Raw genomic sequence first — 16122 nt, forward strand, 5'->3', positions numbered from 1 at the left:
GAAGTATCTATGCGATAAAAGGTGCAAACGGGTGAAACTCGGCCATTTTCACTGGAGTGGCGGATATGAAAGGGCGCTCGGAGCGGGACACTGTGCGGCCGTCGAGGCCCCGGGGAGCGCCCGGGAGGCACGCGCGGTGATCTTTGCCTCTGGCGTGCCCCGTCATGTCGCCCACCGGGCAGTACCCTGTCGATTCACTCGTTCGGCTCTGTCGCCGTGCGGGTCCGTTCCGTTGCCCCTAAGGAGTTTTTCCGATGAGCGAGGATCTCGATCCCGAGGTGGTCGAGCTGGCGGCCAAGGTCTTCGAACTGGCCCGTCAGGGGGACGCTGCGACGCTGGCCGCGTACGTGGACGCCGGGGTGCCCGCGAACCTCACCAACGACCGGGGTGACTCGCTGGTGATGCTGGCCGCCTACCACGGGCACGCCGACGCGGTGTCCGCGCTGCTGGCCCGCGGCGCCGAGGCCGACCGCGCCAACGACCGGGGTCAGACCCCGCTCGCGGGCGCCGTCTTCAAGGGCGAGAAGGCCGTGATCAAGGCGCTGCTCGCCGGCGGAGCCGATCCTTCCGCCGGGACGCCCTCGGCGGTCGACACCGCCCGGATGTTCGGCAAGACGGACCTGCTCGCCCTGTTCGGGGCCAACTGAGCGTCCACCAGGCGTTTACGGGGGATCCACCGAAGAGCCCGCGGAGAGGGGCGCCGTAAATGTGGTCGCGATGGCGAAATGACTGGGTCATCATGACGTCGAACCCCTACATCGGGGGCAGGGTCCTTACATCGAGGGCCGCGACGAGAGGCAGGAATATGGTCTACACCAAGCAGAAGACGGCGGGCGACCCCTCATGTTGCTGCGCGGCCTAGGGCAAGGCACGAATCCCGGTTGCGTCGACAGCTTGATGTGAGGCTATTTCCATGTTCGATCCAGTCATAGCGCCGAGCGGCACGCTGCTCGGTCTGCTGCAGCGGGGCCGCGGCGACGGCACCCTGCACGCGCTGGCCGCCCCGCGCGACGAGGCCCTGGCGGCCCTGAACCACTGTGTACTGAGCGACCCCCGCCAGGACTGGCAGGTCGAGAACCGCTCGCTGTACTACGCGCGCCTCTTCCTGGATCTCGACGGCGAACTCGACCACGTCGAGCGCCACCTCTTCGGCGCCGAGGACGTCCTCGATCCCGAGGACTCCAGGACCGGGCTCGCGCTCGCCGTCCTCGGCCACCTCGCCTCGTACGGCAGGAGCGACGCGCTCGCGCTGCTGCGCCGCTACGCCGCGTCCGGGTCCAACTGGGCCTGGGCCCTGGACGAGCTGGCGCTGCGTGACGACGACGCGGGCCTGCGTGCCCTCGCCGCCTCCGTGCTCGCCCGCTTCCCGGCCACCGCCGAGGGCGACGCGGCGCTCGCCGCCGCCGTGCGCGACGCCTACGAGCCCCGGCCCTGGCGGCTGTGGGCCGATGACCCGCGCGACGGCGTGGGCGCCCGGGTGCGGGCGGCCCGGGAGGCCGGGTCCTTCGACCGCTGGCAGCGCCAGATGCGGCCGTCGGGACCACGGCCCGGGTGGAGCGTCCAGGCCGTCTTCGACTGGGCCGACCAAGGTCTTGAACGCGGCTCGGTCCTGCATCTGCCGGCCGCCAGGTGCCTGGGCGCCGTCGCGGGGCCCGAGGACCGGGACGCCATCATCGAGGCGGCCCGCCGGGGCAGCGACGGCGCGCGGGGCGCCGCGCTGCACTATCTCGCCGAGTCGCGCGACGCCCGGGTCCTCGACCTGATCGAGGCGGCGGTCTCGGACGGCCCGGCCGGCTCGCGTGTGGCGGCCGAGGCCGCCGTGCAGGCATTCGAACGCATGTGTGGCATCGAGGCCGTCGAGCGGGCCCGTGGCTGGGTCGGCCGCCCCGACGAGCTGGGCGCCGCCGCGGCAGGCGTGCTCGCCTCCCGTGGCGAGGCCCGCGACAAGGAGCTCGTGCTCGGGGCGCTGCGCGAGACCGTACGCTCCCACGGCCCCGACGCCGGCGTGCTGCGGGCGCTCATCGACGGGGCGGCCCGGCTCGGCATCTCCTGCGCCGCGCCCGTCCTGCGGCACGTCTACCGCGAGACCTCGTCGTCGGAGCTGCGGGGCCGCACCGCGCGGGCCCTCGCCGCGACCGACCCGTCCTTCGCCACCGGGTTCGCCGTCGAGTGCCTGTGGGACTGCGAGGAGACCACCCGCGAGGTGGCCGCGCAGTACGCCGAGCTCGTCGACGCGCGGGTGGCTGAGCGGTTGCGCAGGCTTGCGGCGGATCCGGCGGAGGAGGCGGAGGTGCAGAGCGCCATCCACGACCGCCTGGGCCCAGACCCAACAGCAGTCTGACCCCCTGGCCCCGCCCCAGACCCGGTTCGCACTGAAGGGCGCCCGTCCTCAATCGCCGGACGGGCTGAGGTTGCCTGAATAAGCCAGCATGAGCCCTGCCCCGAGGTCGCTCACGCGGACCAGCACCAGCCCCGCCAGGGGCGCGGGGCACGCGGGCGCCAGCACCAGCCCTGTCCGGGGATCGACGCACGCGGGCCAGCACCAGCTTTGTCAGGGGCGCGGGGAACTGCGCGACCAGCCACCCACGGTCCGCAGCCAAGGTCCCTGGGGCTCCGCCCCAGACCCCGTTCGGCCTGAACGGCCTCGTCCTCAAACGCCGGACAGGCTGAGGTTGCCTGAACGGGCCAGCATGAGCCCTACCCCGGGGTCGCCCACGCGGACCAGCACCAGCCCCGCCAGGGGCGCGGGGCACGCGGGCGCCAGCACCAGCCCTACCCGGGGATCGGCGCACGCGGACCAGCACCAGCCCCGTCAGGGGCGCGGGGAACTGCGCGACCAGCCACCCACGGTCCGCAGCCGGGGTCCCTGGGGCTCCGCCCCAGACCCCGTTCGCGCTGAACGCGCTCGGCCTCAAACGCCGGACAGGCTCAGGTTGCCCATGCGGGCCCGCGCGTGCCCTGCCCAGGGTTGGCCTCACGCAGGCCGGCACAAGCCACGGGCGCGTGCCTGGGGGCCCGGGGGGACAAGGGGCCAGCGCCTTGGGGTGAACCTCAGGGGGGTGCCGGGCGGGGACTGGGCCGCCGCCGCGAGCGCCGGCTCGGGCACGACCCCGATCACCGGATAGCCCCCCGTCGTCGGATGGTCGGCGAGAAACACAACGGGACGCCCATCCGGCGGCACCTGCACGGCCCCCAACACCACCCCCTCACTGGGCAGTTCTCCCTCGATCACCCGCCGCAGCGCGGGCCCCTCCGTGCGCAGCCCGATACGATTGCTCGCCGCCGACACCCGGTACCTCCCCGCCGCCAGAACGGCCACCGCGTCCGCCGTGAACCAGTCGGCCCGAGGCCCCGGCAGCACCGGCAGCACGAGCTCACCCGGCACACCGGGCGCGGGCGCCCCGTCCCCGTACGGACACGCGTCCCCAGGACGGCCGAGGGGCAGCACGGCGCCGTCCTCAAGGATGGGGGGACCGAGCCCCGAGAGGAGGTCGGTGGAGCGGCTGCCGAGCACCGGATCCACGTCGATGCCGCCGGCGAGCGCCAGATACGAGCGCACCCCGCACGTCACCGCGCCCAGCTCGACCACCGCGCCCGCCGGCACCCGCACCGCCGCGCCCCAGGCCGCGGGACGCCCCGCCACGGTGACCGCGCAGGGCGCCCCGGTCACCGCGACGGTGAGCGCCCGACGGGGGCGTACCGCGCACCCGTTGAGCGTGGCCTCAAGGACGGCCGTCCCCGGGGCGTTGCCCACCAGCCGGTTGGCGAGCCGGCTCGCGGGCAGGTCGAGCGCGCCCGAACGCGGCACCCCCAGATGCGCGTACCCGGGCCGCCCCTCGTCCTGTACGCAGGTGAGCGCACCGGCCCGCACCACGGACAGCGCCCGCTCGCTCACCGCGCCCCCCGGGCGACGAAGCGGACCCGGGTGCCCGGGGTGAGCAGCGCGGCGGGTTCGCGGCGCTCGTCCCACAGCGGGGCGTCGGTGGTGCCGATGAGCTGCCAGCCGCCGGGTGAGGGGCGTGGGTAGACGCCGGTGTACGGGCCGGCCAGCGCCACCGACCCCGCCGGAACGGCCGTGCGCGGCGTGCTCCTGCGAGGAACGTCGTACCGCTGTGCGAGACCGGTCAGATAGGCGAAGCCGGGCGCGAACCCGCAGAAGGCGACGCGGAATTCGGCCGAGGAGTGGATCGCCACCGCCTCCCGCTCCGAGACCCCCCACAGCGCGGCGACATCCGCGAGGTCGGGACCGTCGTAGCGCACGGGGATCTCCACCGTCGTATGGACGCCGGCCGCGAGCGGGGGGACGTCCCACGTGGCGAGCCGCCCGGCGAGCGCGGCCGGGTCGGCCACGCCGTCGAGCAGGACGGTACGGGCGGCGGGCACGATCTCCCGCACCGTGGGCAGCGTCGCGTCCGCGCGGCGGCGCAGCAGCTCGGCGTGGAACGCCCAGGCCCGCTCGCCGTCGTCGAACTCGACCAGCAGGGCGTGGTCCCCGACCGGCAGGATGCGCGGGCCGCTCATGAGAACGCCGCCACCCGCACGCCCGCCGATTCGAGCGCGGCCCGCACCCGGCGCGCCAGCTCCACCGCGCCCGGAGTGTCACCGTGCACACACAACGACCCGGCCCCGACGGTGACTTGTTCGCCGCTGTGCGCGGCCACCGTCCCGCGCACGGCCATCGCCACCGCGCGCGCGACGACCGCGTCCGGGTCGCTGATGACCGCGCCGTCCTGGCCGCGCGGCACCAGCGTGCCGTGCGCGGTGTAGGCGCGGTCCGCGAACGCCTCCGTGACGACGGGCAGCCCGGCCCGCGCGGCCGCCGCGAGGAGCCGCGAGCCCGGCAGCCCGAGGAGGGGGAGGCCGCCGCCCGCGAGGAGTACGCCGTCCACGACGGCGGCCGCCTGCTCCTCGTCACGCACGACGCGGTTGTAGAGCGCGCCGTGCGGTTTGACGTAGGAGACCCGGCTGCCGGCGGCCCGGGCGAAGACCTCCAACGCGCCGATCTGGTAGGCGACTTCGGCGGCCAGTTCGTCGGACGGCACATCCATGGAGCGGCGCCCGAAGCCCGCGAGGTCGCGGTAGGAGACCTGGGCGCCGATACGTACACCCCGCTCGGCGGCCAGCGCGCAGACCCGCCGCATGATGGCGGGATCACCCGCGTGGAAGCCGCAGGCCACATTGGCGCTGGTGACCACGCGCAAGAGGTTTTCGTCGTCGGTCAGGCGCCAGTGGCCGAAGCCCTCACCGAGGTCGGCATTGAGGTCGATCGCCGTCGTCGCGGGCCGGGTCATGGGCGCGGGAGCTCCTGTTCGCATGCGGGGGTGGTCCTGTGGTGAGTGTGCCCCGGGCCGGGGCACGGCGCGCGGCGGTGGCGGCGGGCGGCGGGCTACACCAGCTCCTGCCCGCGGGTCTCGGGCAGTCCGAGCAGGGCGAGCACGGCGATGGCGTAACCGACCGCGCCGAAGACCAGCGCGCCCCCGACGCCCCAGCTGTCGGCGAGGTAGCCGACCAGCGTGGGGAAGAAGGCGCCCACGGCCCGCCCGGTGTTGTACGTGAACCCCTGGCCGGTGCCGCGCACGGCGGTCGGGTAGAGCTCGCTGAGGAACGACCCGAAGCCGCTGAAGATGGCCGACATGCAGAAGCCGAGGGGGAAGCCGAGCACCAGGAGAAGGGTGTTCGCGCCGGACGGCAGATGCGTGTAGAGCAGGATGCAGACCGCCGAGAGGACCGCGAACAGCGTGATGTTCTTCTTGCGGCCGAGTACGTCGGTGAGGTGGCCGCCGGTCAGATAGCCGAGGAAGGCGCCGGATATCAGGAACGCCAGATAGCCGCCGGTGCCGACGACCGTGAGGTGCCGCTCGTTCTTCAGGAAGGTCGGCACCCAGGTGGCCAGCGTGTAGTAGCCGCCCTGGACACCCGCCGACAGCAGCACGGCGAACAGGGTCGTGCGCAGCAGCGGACCCCGGAAGATCGCGGCGAAGGTGGCGGCGCCGCTCGTCGTGCGGGCCGTGGCGAGCCGCTGCTCGGTGGCGGCCGGCGCGTCCTTGACGTTGCGCCGCACATAGACGAGCAGCAGCGCGGGCAGTGCTCCCGTCCAGAACACCACGCGCCAGGCGGTGTCCGGGCCCACCCAGTGGAAGACCAGCGTGTACACGACGACGGCCAGCGCCCAGCCGGCCGCCCACGCGCTCTGCACGGCGCCCAGGGTGCGCCCGCGGTGCCGGGCCGAGGCGTATTCGGCGACCAGGATCGCGCCGACCGCCCACTCGCCGCCGAATCCGAGGCCCTGGAGCGCCCGGAAGACGAGCAGCGTCCCGTAGCTGGGGGCGAATCCGCACGCCACCGTGAACAGGGCGTACGTGCCGACGGTGATCATCAGCGCCCTGACCCGGCCGATGCGGTCGGCCACCACCCCGGCGATCGCGCCGCCGACGGCGGAGACCACCAGCGTCACGGTGGTGAGCAGCCCCGTCCTGGCGCTGTCGAGCCCGAAGTACGCCGAGATCGCGACCATCGTGAGCGGCAGCGTGAAGAAGTCGTACGCGTCAAGGGCGTAACCGCCGAAGGCACCGGCGAAGGCGCGCCGACCGCCCGGGCCCAGCGCCCGCAGCCATCCGAACGCACCCTGTTCCAGGGGGAGTTGATCGTGGTGCGGCGTGGTCCGGGTCGTCCTCATGGGCACCTCGCGGGAGAGGGGATGAGTGGGTTGCCGAGACGGGAAGGGCGAGTTCAACGCGTTCAACGTGGAGGGTTCAACGCGTTCAACGTAGAGGATTGTTGAACGATCCGACAAGAGTCCTGTCGAGACGTTCTCCTGTCCTGCCCGTGGACACCCGGCTTCTACGATGGGCCCACGCGTCGGCGGGAGCGGCCGGCGGGGAGAGAGGGCGCTGTGACGACAACGGACCCCACCGCCAAAGGAATTGGCGCCAACGGGCTTGGCATCAACGGACTCGCCGAGGATCGCGTGCTGCTGGGGCGCACCAGTACGGCGGAACGGGTCGCGGACATCCTGCGCACCCGGATCGCTGATGGCTTCTTCCGGCCGGGGGAGCGCCTTGCCGAGGACGGCATCGGCAAGGCGCTCGGGGTTTCCCGCAACACCCTGCGCGAGGCGTTCCGGCTGCTCACCCACGAACGGCTGCTCGTCCACGAACTCAACCGCGGCGTCTTCGTGCGGGTCCTGGCCGTCGAGGACGTGACGGACATCTACCGCACCCGGCGCCTGGTCGAATGCGCCGTCGTCCAGGGTCTCGGCGAGCCGCCCCACCGTCTCGAAGGCCTCGACGCGGCCGTCGCGGACGGCGAGCGCGCGGCCAAGGAGGGCGACTGGCGGGGCGTGTCCACCGCCAACATCCACTTCCACCGCGAACTCGTCGCCCTCGCGGGCAGTGCCCGCACCGACGAGCTGATGCGCGGCGTCCTGGCCGAACTGCGCCTGGCCTTCCATGTGGTGGACGACCCCCGCCGCCTGCACCGGCCCTATCTCGTACGCAACCGGGAGATCCTGGAGGCGCTGCGCGCGGGGGAGCGGGATGGGGCCGCGCGGCTGCTCGCCGGCTACCTCGACGACTCACGCGCCCAGCTCGTCGAGGCGTACCGCGAACTCGTCGCGGACGTGCCCGCCTGAGGGTCCGCGCCGGGCCGGAGCGGCGGGCGGATCTGCGCCCGGATCTGCGCCGTTTCGACCGTTGTCAGTGCGAGGACCTAATCTGTCCAGCGTGACATCGCCTGCCTCGACGGAATTCGCTCCGCCCCAGCTCAGCGCGGCGCCGCGCCCCGCGACCGGCCCGGCCGCCGACGAGGGTCTGGCGCGGCGCCTGCGCGCCCTGGCCTGCACCGCCCCGCTGCACGATCTAGACGTGCGCAAGGCCAACCTCGCGGGCGAGTACACGGTGTACGCGATGGCCGAGGTCGCCCTCGCCTCCATCGACCTCGTCACGTTGAACATGGACTTCGACACGGGCGCCGACCACGAGCAGATCGTGGCCCGGCTCGTCCCGCGCGTGGCGGCCCAGGCACCGGCGAGGCCCGCCGCCGAGCACGAGCGGGTGGCCCGCTGGGTCCTGGAGAACCTGATCAACGTGGGCAGCGTGGACCGGGGCTTTCGCGCGGTGTACGGCACGTTCGACCCGGACGGTGTGTACGTCCGCAGGGACTACGACTTCAAGCTCCTCGAAGAGGTCCCGGGTCATGACGGCGCCGTCTATCTGCGCACCACGGACGAAGCGGTCAACGTCCTGGTGGGCGCCCTGGACACCGACGTCACCAGCGCCCAGATCGCGGCCGAGGTCAAACTGGAGGTCCTGATCAGCCGGGGGCGCCTTGCCGACGCCCAGCTCGCCGCCGAACAGGCCCGCTACCGCACCGTGCAGTACGCCGAGACGCTGCGGCGCACCCTGGAGGCGACCCGCCGCAACGTCCGCGCGGTCGACTGGCTCAACGCGGTGCCGGACATGATCGCCGAAGCCCTCGACCACGTCGCCGACCGCTACCGTCACGAGAACGCGATCCTGACCAACATCCGCAAGGCGCGCGACGAGGCGGAGGACCCGGAGCACAAGCGCCGCGCCGCCGAGCTCGTCGACATCGTCAAGGACTGCATCCGCCGCCACACCCAGCTCCAGTCCCGCCTCCTCGAGGCAGGACCGCTCTTCCGCGCCGAGCAGGACCGTCAGGCCTTCGCCCGCCCCGCCGCCCGCGCGGGCCTCGACCTGTACGGCCAGCTGGTCGCCCCGCTGCTGCCGCTCCCGGTGGAAGACGCGATCCGGGTGACCGACGCGTTCTTCGCGCGCGGCACCGGCCTGCGCACCCCGGTCTCCGTCCGCGTGGGCGACCTGGTGGACATACTGCTCACGCCGCCCCAGGAGCGCGAACACCTCGGCGCCGAGATGCCCGAGCCCGATCTGATCGCCACGCCGGACGACAGCCGCTTCAGCGAGGAGCAGCTGGCCTCGGCCATGGAACTGCTCGACCTGGAGCACGACGCGCCGCGCCGCCTCTCGGGACTGCTCGCCGACGCCCGCCGCCTCGATCCCGAACTGCCCTACCTGGTCGCCCTGTTGGCCATCCACGCCGCGAGCCCGCCGGTCGGCACGGCTTACCGCCAGGGCGAGGAGCGGCTGCTGTTCGCGGTGGACGACGGCACGCCGCTGGACGACGAGGAGTTCGGCGGGGCGGATCTGATAGTGGGCACGGCGCTGCTGGACGCGGCGGGAATGGCCGCGGGCCGGACGGAGGCGGCGTGAGTTCTTCGTGCGGGCCGTGGGGGCCGTGCGTGGGCGGGTTCCGCGCAGTTCCCCGCGCCCCTGGCAGGGCCTGTGCCGGCCCGCACGGGCATACCCCCTGGCCCTTGCGGCCTTGGGGGAGGACGAGCACCCTTCAGGCGCGGCACGGGGTCCGGGGCCAAGCCCCAGGGGCCCCGGCTGCGGGCCGTGGCCGGCTGGTCGCGCAGTTCCCCGCGCCCCTGACCGGGCTGGTGCCGGTTTGCCGGCTTCACCCCCGGCGGGCCCCGGGAAGGGGCGGGGTGGGGACAGCCCCCGCCGCGCCCAGCAACGTACGTACCAAGGAGACCACCCCGTGACCGACCACCACCCCGAGCCCACGTTCGGCGACACCGCCGAGGCCCCGGCGCCCGCCGCACCCGGCACCGACGGCGAGGACCAGCACACCTCGCCCGCGCCTGGGATGGCGGCCGACGCCGGGGCCGGCACGTCCACCGTGCCCGGCACGGCGGCCGATTCCAGGGCCGCCGCCTCCACCGTGCCCGGGGCGGGGGCCGATCCCAGGGCCGGTGCCTTCATCGCGGCCGGCGTGGGATCCGGGGGCGAAGGTCGGATCACCCCCGCCGACGCCGCCGACGCCGCTCGGCTCGTCGCCTTCGGCCTCAAGACGAAACTGCTGCCCGCCAGGGACGCGGAGTACAGCGAGCTGCTGCGCCGCCACCGGGAGGACCCCGCGTTCGCGCGCCTCGCGGACGCGGTCGCGGCCGGGCTCGGGCTCATCGTCCTTGAGGTGTCGCCCCGCGCCGGCATGGCCGTGACCGCCGCCGAGGACTCCGTCTTCGCCGTCCGCATGGGCGACTACGCCCGCCGCGCCGCCGCCCCCGACTCCAGCGACCGCTTCCTGCACGGCCTGGCCCACCTCGCCGTCGCCGCCCTCGCCTTCCCCCGCCCCGAAGACCTCGCCGACGACGGCTACATCGGGCGGATCACGGTCAACGGCGTGGACGCGTTCGTCCGCCAAGCCTGCCGCCGCCTGGAGGAGCGGGCCGAGGAGACCGGCGAGAACACCGACCCCGAGACCGGCGCCCCCGGTCTGGAGGCCGCCTGGCGCATCTACGCGCGGCGCAGCTCCACCGGAGCCACCAAGGACGCGCGCCGGCTCGCCGGTTCGACCACCGGCATCGTCGCCAAGGCGGTGGCCTTCCTCACCGAATCCGGCTTCCTGCAACGCACCGGCGACGACGCGGGCGGCGCCTACCGCACCACCGCCCGGTACCAGTTGCAGGTCCGCGACATGGCGGGCAGCGCCGCCCTGACCGAGCTGATCGAGCTCGGCGTGGTCGCGGTCACCGACGGCAGCGCCACCCTTGTGCCCCCGACCGACGCCGACGGCCTGGAACTGGCGGCCGACGCCGGACTCCCCTTCCACTCCTGACGCGTCCACTCCTGACGCGATCCCCGCTCAAGCCGCCCCCCACCACCACGAGAGTCCGCCGACATGTACGAGCTGTCCCGGGTCCGCCTCTACTCCATCGGGCCCGCCGGTGCGCGCTACGCCGACACCGTGCTTGACCTGCGCGGAGTCGGCGCCCCCGTGCCCAACCCGGCCCCCACGCAGGCCGAGTTCTTCGAGGACGAGCCGGTCGGCCCGCCGCGCCGCCCGGCCCCGGCGGGCGTGCTGTTCCTGGAGAACGGCGGCGGCAAGTCCGTCCTGCTCAAGCTGATCTTCTCGGTGATGCTGCCGGGCCACCGCAACACCCTGGGCGGCGCCAGCTCCGGTGTGCTGCGCAAATTCCTGCTCGCCGACGACTGCGGGCACGTGGCCCTGGAGTGGCAGCACACCCTCACCGGCGAGCTCGTCGTGGTCGGCAAGGTCAGCGAATGGCGCGGCCGCCAAGTATCCAACGACCCGCGGAAGTTCGCCGAGGCCTGGTACTCCTTCCGGCCCGGCCCCGGTCTCAGCCTCGACTCGCTGCCGGTCGCCGAGTCCAGCGCGATGCGCCCCTCGGCCGAAGGCGCCTCCAGCGCCCAGGGCCGGCGCCGCACCATGAAGGGCTTCCGCGACGCGATCACCGAGGCGAGCAAGGCGTACCCGCATCTGGAGGTGTACTGGGAGGAGATCCACGACCGCTGGAACGAACACCTCGGCGACCTGGGTCTTGACCCCGAACTCTTCCGCTACCAGCGCGAGATGAACGCCGACGAGGGCGAGGCCGCCGGCCTCTTCGCGGTCAAGAAGGACTCCGACTTCACCGACCTGCTCCTGCGCGCCGTCACCGACACCCGCGACACCGACGGCCTCGCCGACCTGGTCAGCGGCTTCGGCAACAAGCTCGGCCGGCGCGCCGAACTCACCGCCGAACGCGACTTCACGGCGGGCTCGGTCGACCTCCTCAACCGCATCGTCGAAGCCGCGGAGGCACGCGGGCGCGCCCGCGACATCCACGCCGGCGCCGAACGGCGCACCCGGGCGCTCGCCCGGCGCCTCGCGGCCCGCGCCACCGACGAGCGCGGCCGCGCCGGCGACCTCGCCCAGCAGGTCACCGCCGCCGCCCACCACGTCACCCTCGCCGAGGCCGCCCGTGGCCGCAGCTCCCTGATCGCCTCCGAACTGGCCTACCGGCACGCCTCGTTGGCGCTGGCCGTCGCCGAGAAGGCCGCCACCGCGCAGCGCCGCGAACTGGCCGACGCCCGTACGCTGCACTCCGCCTGGCAGGCCGCCGAGGCGGTCCTGCGCCACCGCGCCGCCGCCGACCGCTCGGCCCGCGTGGCCGCAGCGATCCAAGAGGCCGAACGGGACGCGGCCCCCGCCCTCGCCGCCCGCGCCAGGGCCGCCGCCGACCTCGTACGGGCCCTGCACGCGGCCGCCGAGGACGGCGAGCGGGTCGCCGCAGAGGAAGAGGAGCGTTCGGCCGGTCTGCAAGAAGTGGGCGAGGCCGCCCACCGCGACGCGACCGTCGCCGCGACCGAGGCCCAGCGGGCCCGCAGCGAGGCGGGACATCTGCGCCAGCGCCTGGCGGAGGTCGAGCAGGAGACCGCCGAGGCCGTACGCGCGGGCTGGCTCGACGACAGCGCGCCCGACGCCGACCCGGCCCGCGCCGCGCTCGCCGCAAGCGATGCCGAGAAGAGTGCGGTGGCCGCCTGGGACGCGGCCCGCGAGACGGCCCGCGCCGCCGCCGAAAGGGCCCGCGAGGCCGCCTCGGTGGAGGCCCGCGCCGAACTGGCCGCGGCCCGCGCCGAGGACGCCGCCCGCGCCGCCGAGCACGCCCACGACGCCGAGCGCCGCGCCGCGCAGTCCCTGGCCGGGGAGGAGCGCCTGGCCGAACTGCTCAGCCTGCCCACCGGCCACTCCGGAGTTCCCGGAGTCCCCGAGCCCCGCAAGCACGACGGCGAAAGCACCCACAGCGCCCACAGCGCCCACAGTGCCCACAGCGCTCACGGCACCCAAGGCGCCCTGAGCGCCGAGGAGTTGGACCGGTGCGCCGATGAACTGCGGGCGCTCCTCGACCAGGGCGTCGCCTCCGCCGAGCGTCAGCTCTTCGATCTGCGCACGGCCGCTGCCGACGACGCGCGCATCCTCGGCGCGCTCGGTGACGGCGGGCTCCTGCCGCCGAGCCCCGATGTGCTGGCGACCGTGGAGTACCTGGGCGAGCACGGCATCCCGGCGCTGCCCGGCTGGCGCTATCTGGCCCAGGCCGTCGCCCCGGCGGACCACGCGGCCGTGCTCGCGGCCCGTCCCGAGCTCGTGGACGGCGTGGTCATCACCGACCCCGCCTCGCACGCCCGGGCCCGCGAGGCCCTGGCGAACGCGGCCCTGCTGCCGCGTTCCGCCGTGGCCGTCGGCACCACCGCGGCCCTGCTCGCGCCCGTTCCGGCCGTCGACTCCGGCACCGACAGCGGCATCTTCCTCGTACCGCCGAACCCGGCGATGCACGACGAGCACGCCGCCGACGAGGAACGCCAGACGCTGCGCGCCCGGGCCACCGCCCGCGACGAGGAGATCCGGGCGCTCGCCGGGCGGCTCGCCCAGGACCGCGCGCTGGCCGCCCGGATCGGTGCCTGGCGCGCCGACTGCCCGCCCGGCATGCTCGCCGAACTCGCCACCGCCGCCCACACCGCCCGCGAGAGCGCCAAGGAAGCCGCGCGGGAGCTGGCCGAGGCCCGCACGGCGCGGGCCGAGGCGGACGAGGCGGCCGCCGAATCCGCGCGCGTACGCGAAGAGCGCCAAGAGGCCGCCCAGCGCGCCCGCCGCGCCGCCGACGCGCTCGCCGGACTCGCCTTCCGGCTGCGCGAGCGGGCGGGCTGGCAGGTCAAGCTCCGTGAACTGGCCGACGAGGCGGCCGAGTCGGAGGCCCGCGCCCAGGCGCTCCTCGAGCGCGCCAAGGCGGCCGACGAGGACCGGCGCGCCGCCCAGCGCGCCGCCGACGACGCCCACCGCACCGCCCGCGCGCTGCGCGCCGAACGCGCCGAGATCGCGGGCGCCCCGGAGAACCTGCCCGAGCCCGACGCCGGCGCCCCGCGCACGTCGCTGCCGGCCCTGCGCGAGGCCTACCGCGCCGCGTCCCAGCTGTACGAGAAGGTCGGCGTCGGCGCCGACCTGCGGGCCGAACAGGCCCGCGCCGAGAGCGACGAGAGCGCGGCCCTTACCGAGCTCGACCGGCTCACCAACAAGGTGCGCACCCGCGCCGCGACCCTGCTCGAAGGCACCGACGGCGCGGACGGCCCCTCCCGCCAGGCCGCCGCCGCCCGCGCCGAATCACTCGTGCAGATGCTGGAGACCCGCGCGTCCGCCGCGAGCGAGCAGCTGGGCAGGCTGCGCGGCGACACGGAGCGCCTGGCCCCCGCCGACGGCGAGCGGCACACCGACCTCCCCGACGACCAGGTGCCCGCCGACGCCGAGCAGGCCCAGGCGCTGCTGCGCACCGCGACGGCCGAACTGGCCACCCGCACCGACGCGTTGGAGACCGCGCACGCCGCCCACAGCGAACTGCTCACCGCGCACCGGGCCGCCGAGGACGCGGCGGGCGGCTTCGACGAGACGGCGGCGCTCCTGCGCGACCTGCTGCGCGACCACAGCCAGGCCGTGGAGGAGGAGACGGCGCCCGACCCCTACCCGGGCACCCTCGAGGAGGCCCGGCAGTCGGCCACCGAGGCGCGCCGCTCCCTGCGCGGCTGCTCGGCCGATCTGTCCGCCGCCGAATCCGCCGTGCGCGAGGCGAGCGACATCCTGGTGCGCCACGCCAACGCCACCCGCTACGAACAGGTCCGCACCCCGGCCCGCCAGCAGATCCGTGAACTGCCCGCCGCCTCGCTGCCCGAGCACGCCGCCGCCTGGGCGGCCGCCTTCGAGCCGAGGCTGCGTGTCCTGACCGACGAGCTGGAGCAGCTGGAGCGCAACCGCGACTCCATCGTCGACCGGCTGCGCGGCCTGGTGGAGTCCGCGCTCACCACGCTGCGTTCGGCCCAGCGCCTGTCCCAGCTCCCCGAAGGCCTCGGCGAGTGGTCGGGCCAGGAGTTCCTGCGGATCCGGTTCGACGAACCCGACCAGGCGACCCTGACCGAACGGCTCGGCGAGGTCATCGACGAGGCCACCCGCGCCGCGGTGAAGAAGAACTCCGATCTGCGCCGCGACGGCATGTCCCTGCTGCTGCGCGGCGTGCAGGCGGCCCTCGAACCGCGCGGCATCGCGGTGGAGATCCTGAAGCCGGACGCGGTCCTGCGCGCCGAGCGCGTCCCGGTCGGGCAGATGGGCGACGTGTTCTCCGGCGGCCAGCTGCTCACCGCCGCGATCGCCCTGTACTGCACGATGGCGGCGCTGCGCAGCAACGACCGGGGCCGCGACAAGCACCGGCACGCCGGCACGCTCTTCCTGGACAATCCGATCGGCCGCGCGAACGCGACGTACCTCCTGGAGCTCCAGCGGGCCGTGTCCGACGCGCTCGGCGTCCAACTCCTCTACACCACGGGCCTGTTCGACACGACCGCGCTCGCCGAGTTCCCCCTCGTCATCCGGCTCCGCAACGACGCCGACCTGCGGGCGGGCCTGAAGTACATCAGCGTGGAGGAGCATCTGCGGCCCGGCCTTCCGCAGCAGGAGACGAGCGGCGAGACCGTGCACGGTGAGATCACGGCGACCCGCATGTTCAAAAGGCCCGCCGCACAAGGGAGTTGACGCACGGACCCCGCGACGCGGGAGCGGGTCGGGCGGGGCCGGCCCCTGACGCGGGCCGACCTGCTCGGACGCGGGCCCGCCTCCGGGGCGAAACGGGCGACTCAGGCGCGGGCCCGCCACCGGCGCCAAGCCGGCGGCTCCGGCGCGGAAGCGGCCCCCGGCGCGGAGCCCGCCGCTCAGGCGCGGGACAGGCCCCGCCGCGTGCCGTCCGCGGACCGTGCCGGGGCCCTGTGGGACCGTATTCGGGCCCCGCTCCCGGCCGTGCGGGCGGCCCGCCGGGCCCGGCGCCGCTCCCGGCGCAACTTGCGCGCCGTGCTGTTCGGCATCGACACCACACCGTTGCGCTGGTTCCACACCTGGCGGGTGACCCACACGTCCAGCACGCCCCACGTGGCGAGGACCGTGCTGCCGACGCTGCTGATCACCATCGGGAAGGCGAGCCAGGAACCGGCGAGCGTGGACAAGAACGCCACCATCGCCTGCATGAGGGTCGCCGCCACGATGATGACGGCGCGCACGGCAGCGGTGCGGACCGGATCGGGCAGCCGGGGTCGTTCGGCCGGCTCTTCCACCCACAGCGGCCGCTGCTCAACGCTCATGCCCGCATTCCTCCCCACCCGTACCGCCTCGATGCCTGCCCCGCCGCGCGGCACCGCCCTCGCGGACCGGCCCGAGGCCATCGCTTCCTGACACCCGTGTGCCCCGGAAGTACCCCACACGCACAGC

The 16122-nt window shown here is 74.5% G+C and carries 11 protein-coding genes; 6 read left to right on the forward strand and 5 right to left on the reverse strand.

The window, feature by feature from the left end:
* Window positions 1-254 precede the first annotated feature (254 nt).
* Window positions 255-647 (forward strand): ankyrin repeat domain-containing protein, encoded by a 393-nt coding sequence (locus tag ACFYM2_RS14375; protein ID WP_388836175.1) that lies wholly within the window; start codon window positions 255-257, stop codon window positions 645-647.
* Between the two features lie 266 nt (window positions 648-913).
* The gene (locus tag ACFYM2_RS14380) at window positions 914-2341 is read left to right on the forward strand and encodes a HEAT repeat domain-containing protein (RefSeq protein ID WP_388836178.1); all 1428 of its coding nucleotides are present in this window, start codon (window positions 914-916) and stop codon (window positions 2339-2341) included.
* A gap of 633 nt (window positions 2342-2974) precedes the next feature.
* Here ACFYM2_RS14380 and ACFYM2_RS14385 read toward each other — a convergent pair.
* The 4 genes from ACFYM2_RS14385 to ACFYM2_RS14400 all read right to left on the reverse strand — a co-directional run bounded on the left by ACFYM2_RS14385 (window position 2975) and on the right by ACFYM2_RS14400 (window position 6676).
* Window positions 2975-3895, reverse strand: a complete 921-nt coding sequence (locus ACFYM2_RS14385) for a biotin-dependent carboxyltransferase family protein (protein ID WP_388836181.1) — start codon at window positions 3893-3895, stop codon at window positions 2975-2977.
* Window positions 3892-4521, reverse strand: a complete 630-nt coding sequence (gene pxpB / locus ACFYM2_RS14390; RefSeq protein WP_388460171.1) for a 5-oxoprolinase subunit PxpB — start codon at window positions 4519-4521, stop codon at window positions 3892-3894. The genes ACFYM2_RS14385 and pxpB overlap by 4 nt, the downstream gene beginning before the upstream one ends.
* Window positions 4518-5291, reverse strand: a complete 774-nt coding sequence (locus tag ACFYM2_RS14395; protein ID WP_388836184.1) for a LamB/YcsF family protein — start codon at window positions 5289-5291, stop codon at window positions 4518-4520. The genes pxpB and ACFYM2_RS14395 overlap by 4 nt, the downstream gene beginning before the upstream one ends.
* 95 nt (window positions 5292-5386) lie before the next feature.
* On the reverse strand, window positions 5387-6676 hold the full coding sequence (locus ACFYM2_RS14400; protein ID WP_388836186.1) for an MFS transporter: 1290 nt from the start codon (window positions 6674-6676) through the stop codon (window positions 5387-5389).
* Window positions 6677-6892: 216 nt separating this feature from the next.
* Here ACFYM2_RS14400 and ACFYM2_RS14405 point away from each other — a divergent pair, with 216 nt between their 5' ends.
* From ACFYM2_RS14405 to ACFYM2_RS14420, 4 genes are all read left to right on the forward strand, one after another.
* A complete protein-coding gene (locus ACFYM2_RS14405; protein ID WP_388836189.1) occupies window positions 6893-7630 on the forward strand; it encodes a GntR family transcriptional regulator in 738 nt (245 codons plus the stop codon).
* 91 nt (window positions 7631-7721) lie between these two features.
* A complete protein-coding gene (locus ACFYM2_RS14410) occupies window positions 7722-9248 on the forward strand; it encodes a hypothetical protein (RefSeq protein WP_358996735.1) in 1527 nt (508 codons plus the stop codon).
* A gap of 439 nt (window positions 9249-9687) precedes the next feature.
* Window positions 9688-10659, forward strand: coding sequence for a hypothetical protein (locus ACFYM2_RS14415; RefSeq protein ID WP_388836259.1), 972 nt, complete (start codon window positions 9688-9690; stop codon window positions 10657-10659).
* Between the two features lie 63 nt (window positions 10660-10722).
* Window positions 10723-15396 (forward strand): hypothetical protein, encoded by a 4674-nt coding sequence (locus ACFYM2_RS14420; protein WP_388836192.1) that lies wholly within the window; start codon window positions 10723-10725, stop codon window positions 15394-15396.
* Between the two features lie 176 nt (window positions 15397-15572).
* Here the strand turns inward: ACFYM2_RS14420 and ACFYM2_RS14425 are convergent, their stop codons facing one another.
* Complete coding sequence (locus ACFYM2_RS14425; RefSeq protein ID WP_358996744.1) at window positions 15573-15995, reverse strand: hypothetical protein; 423 nt, start codon at window positions 15993-15995, stop codon at window positions 15573-15575.
* Between the last annotated feature and the right edge of the window lie 127 nt (window positions 15996-16122).

Source organism: Streptomyces sp. NPDC006711 (assembly GCF_042869775.1).
GTDB lineage: Bacteria > Actinomycetota > Actinomycetes > Streptomycetales > Streptomycetaceae > Streptomyces.

Excerpts from the sequence above, each read along its gene's own strand:
- pxpB (WP_388460171.1), bottom strand. The coding sequence starts at position 4,521 with ATGAGCGGCCCGCGCATCCTGCCGGTCGGGGACCACGCCCTGCTGGTC.
- ACFYM2_RS14415 (WP_388836259.1), top strand. The coding sequence starts at position 9,688 with ATGGCGGCCGACGCCGGGGCCGGCACGTCCACCGTGCCCGGCACGGCG.
- ACFYM2_RS14400 (WP_388836186.1), bottom strand. The coding sequence starts at position 6,676 with ATGAGGACGACCCGGACCACGCCGCACCACGATCAACTCCCCCTGGAA.
- ACFYM2_RS14395 (WP_388836184.1), bottom strand. The coding sequence starts at position 5,291 with ATGACCCGGCCCGCGACGACGGCGATCGACCTCAATGCCGACCTCGGT.
- ACFYM2_RS14380 (WP_388836178.1), top strand. The coding sequence starts at position 914 with ATGTTCGATCCAGTCATAGCGCCGAGCGGCACGCTGCTCGGTCTGCTG.
- ACFYM2_RS14420 (WP_388836192.1), top strand. The coding sequence starts at position 10,723 with ATGTACGAGCTGTCCCGGGTCCGCCTCTACTCCATCGGGCCCGCCGGT.
- ACFYM2_RS14425 (WP_358996744.1), bottom strand. The coding sequence starts at position 15,995 with ATGAGCGTTGAGCAGCGGCCGCTGTGGGTGGAAGAGCCGGCCGAACGA.
- ACFYM2_RS14375 (WP_388836175.1), top strand. The coding sequence starts at position 255 with ATGAGCGAGGATCTCGATCCCGAGGTGGTCGAGCTGGCGGCCAAGGTC.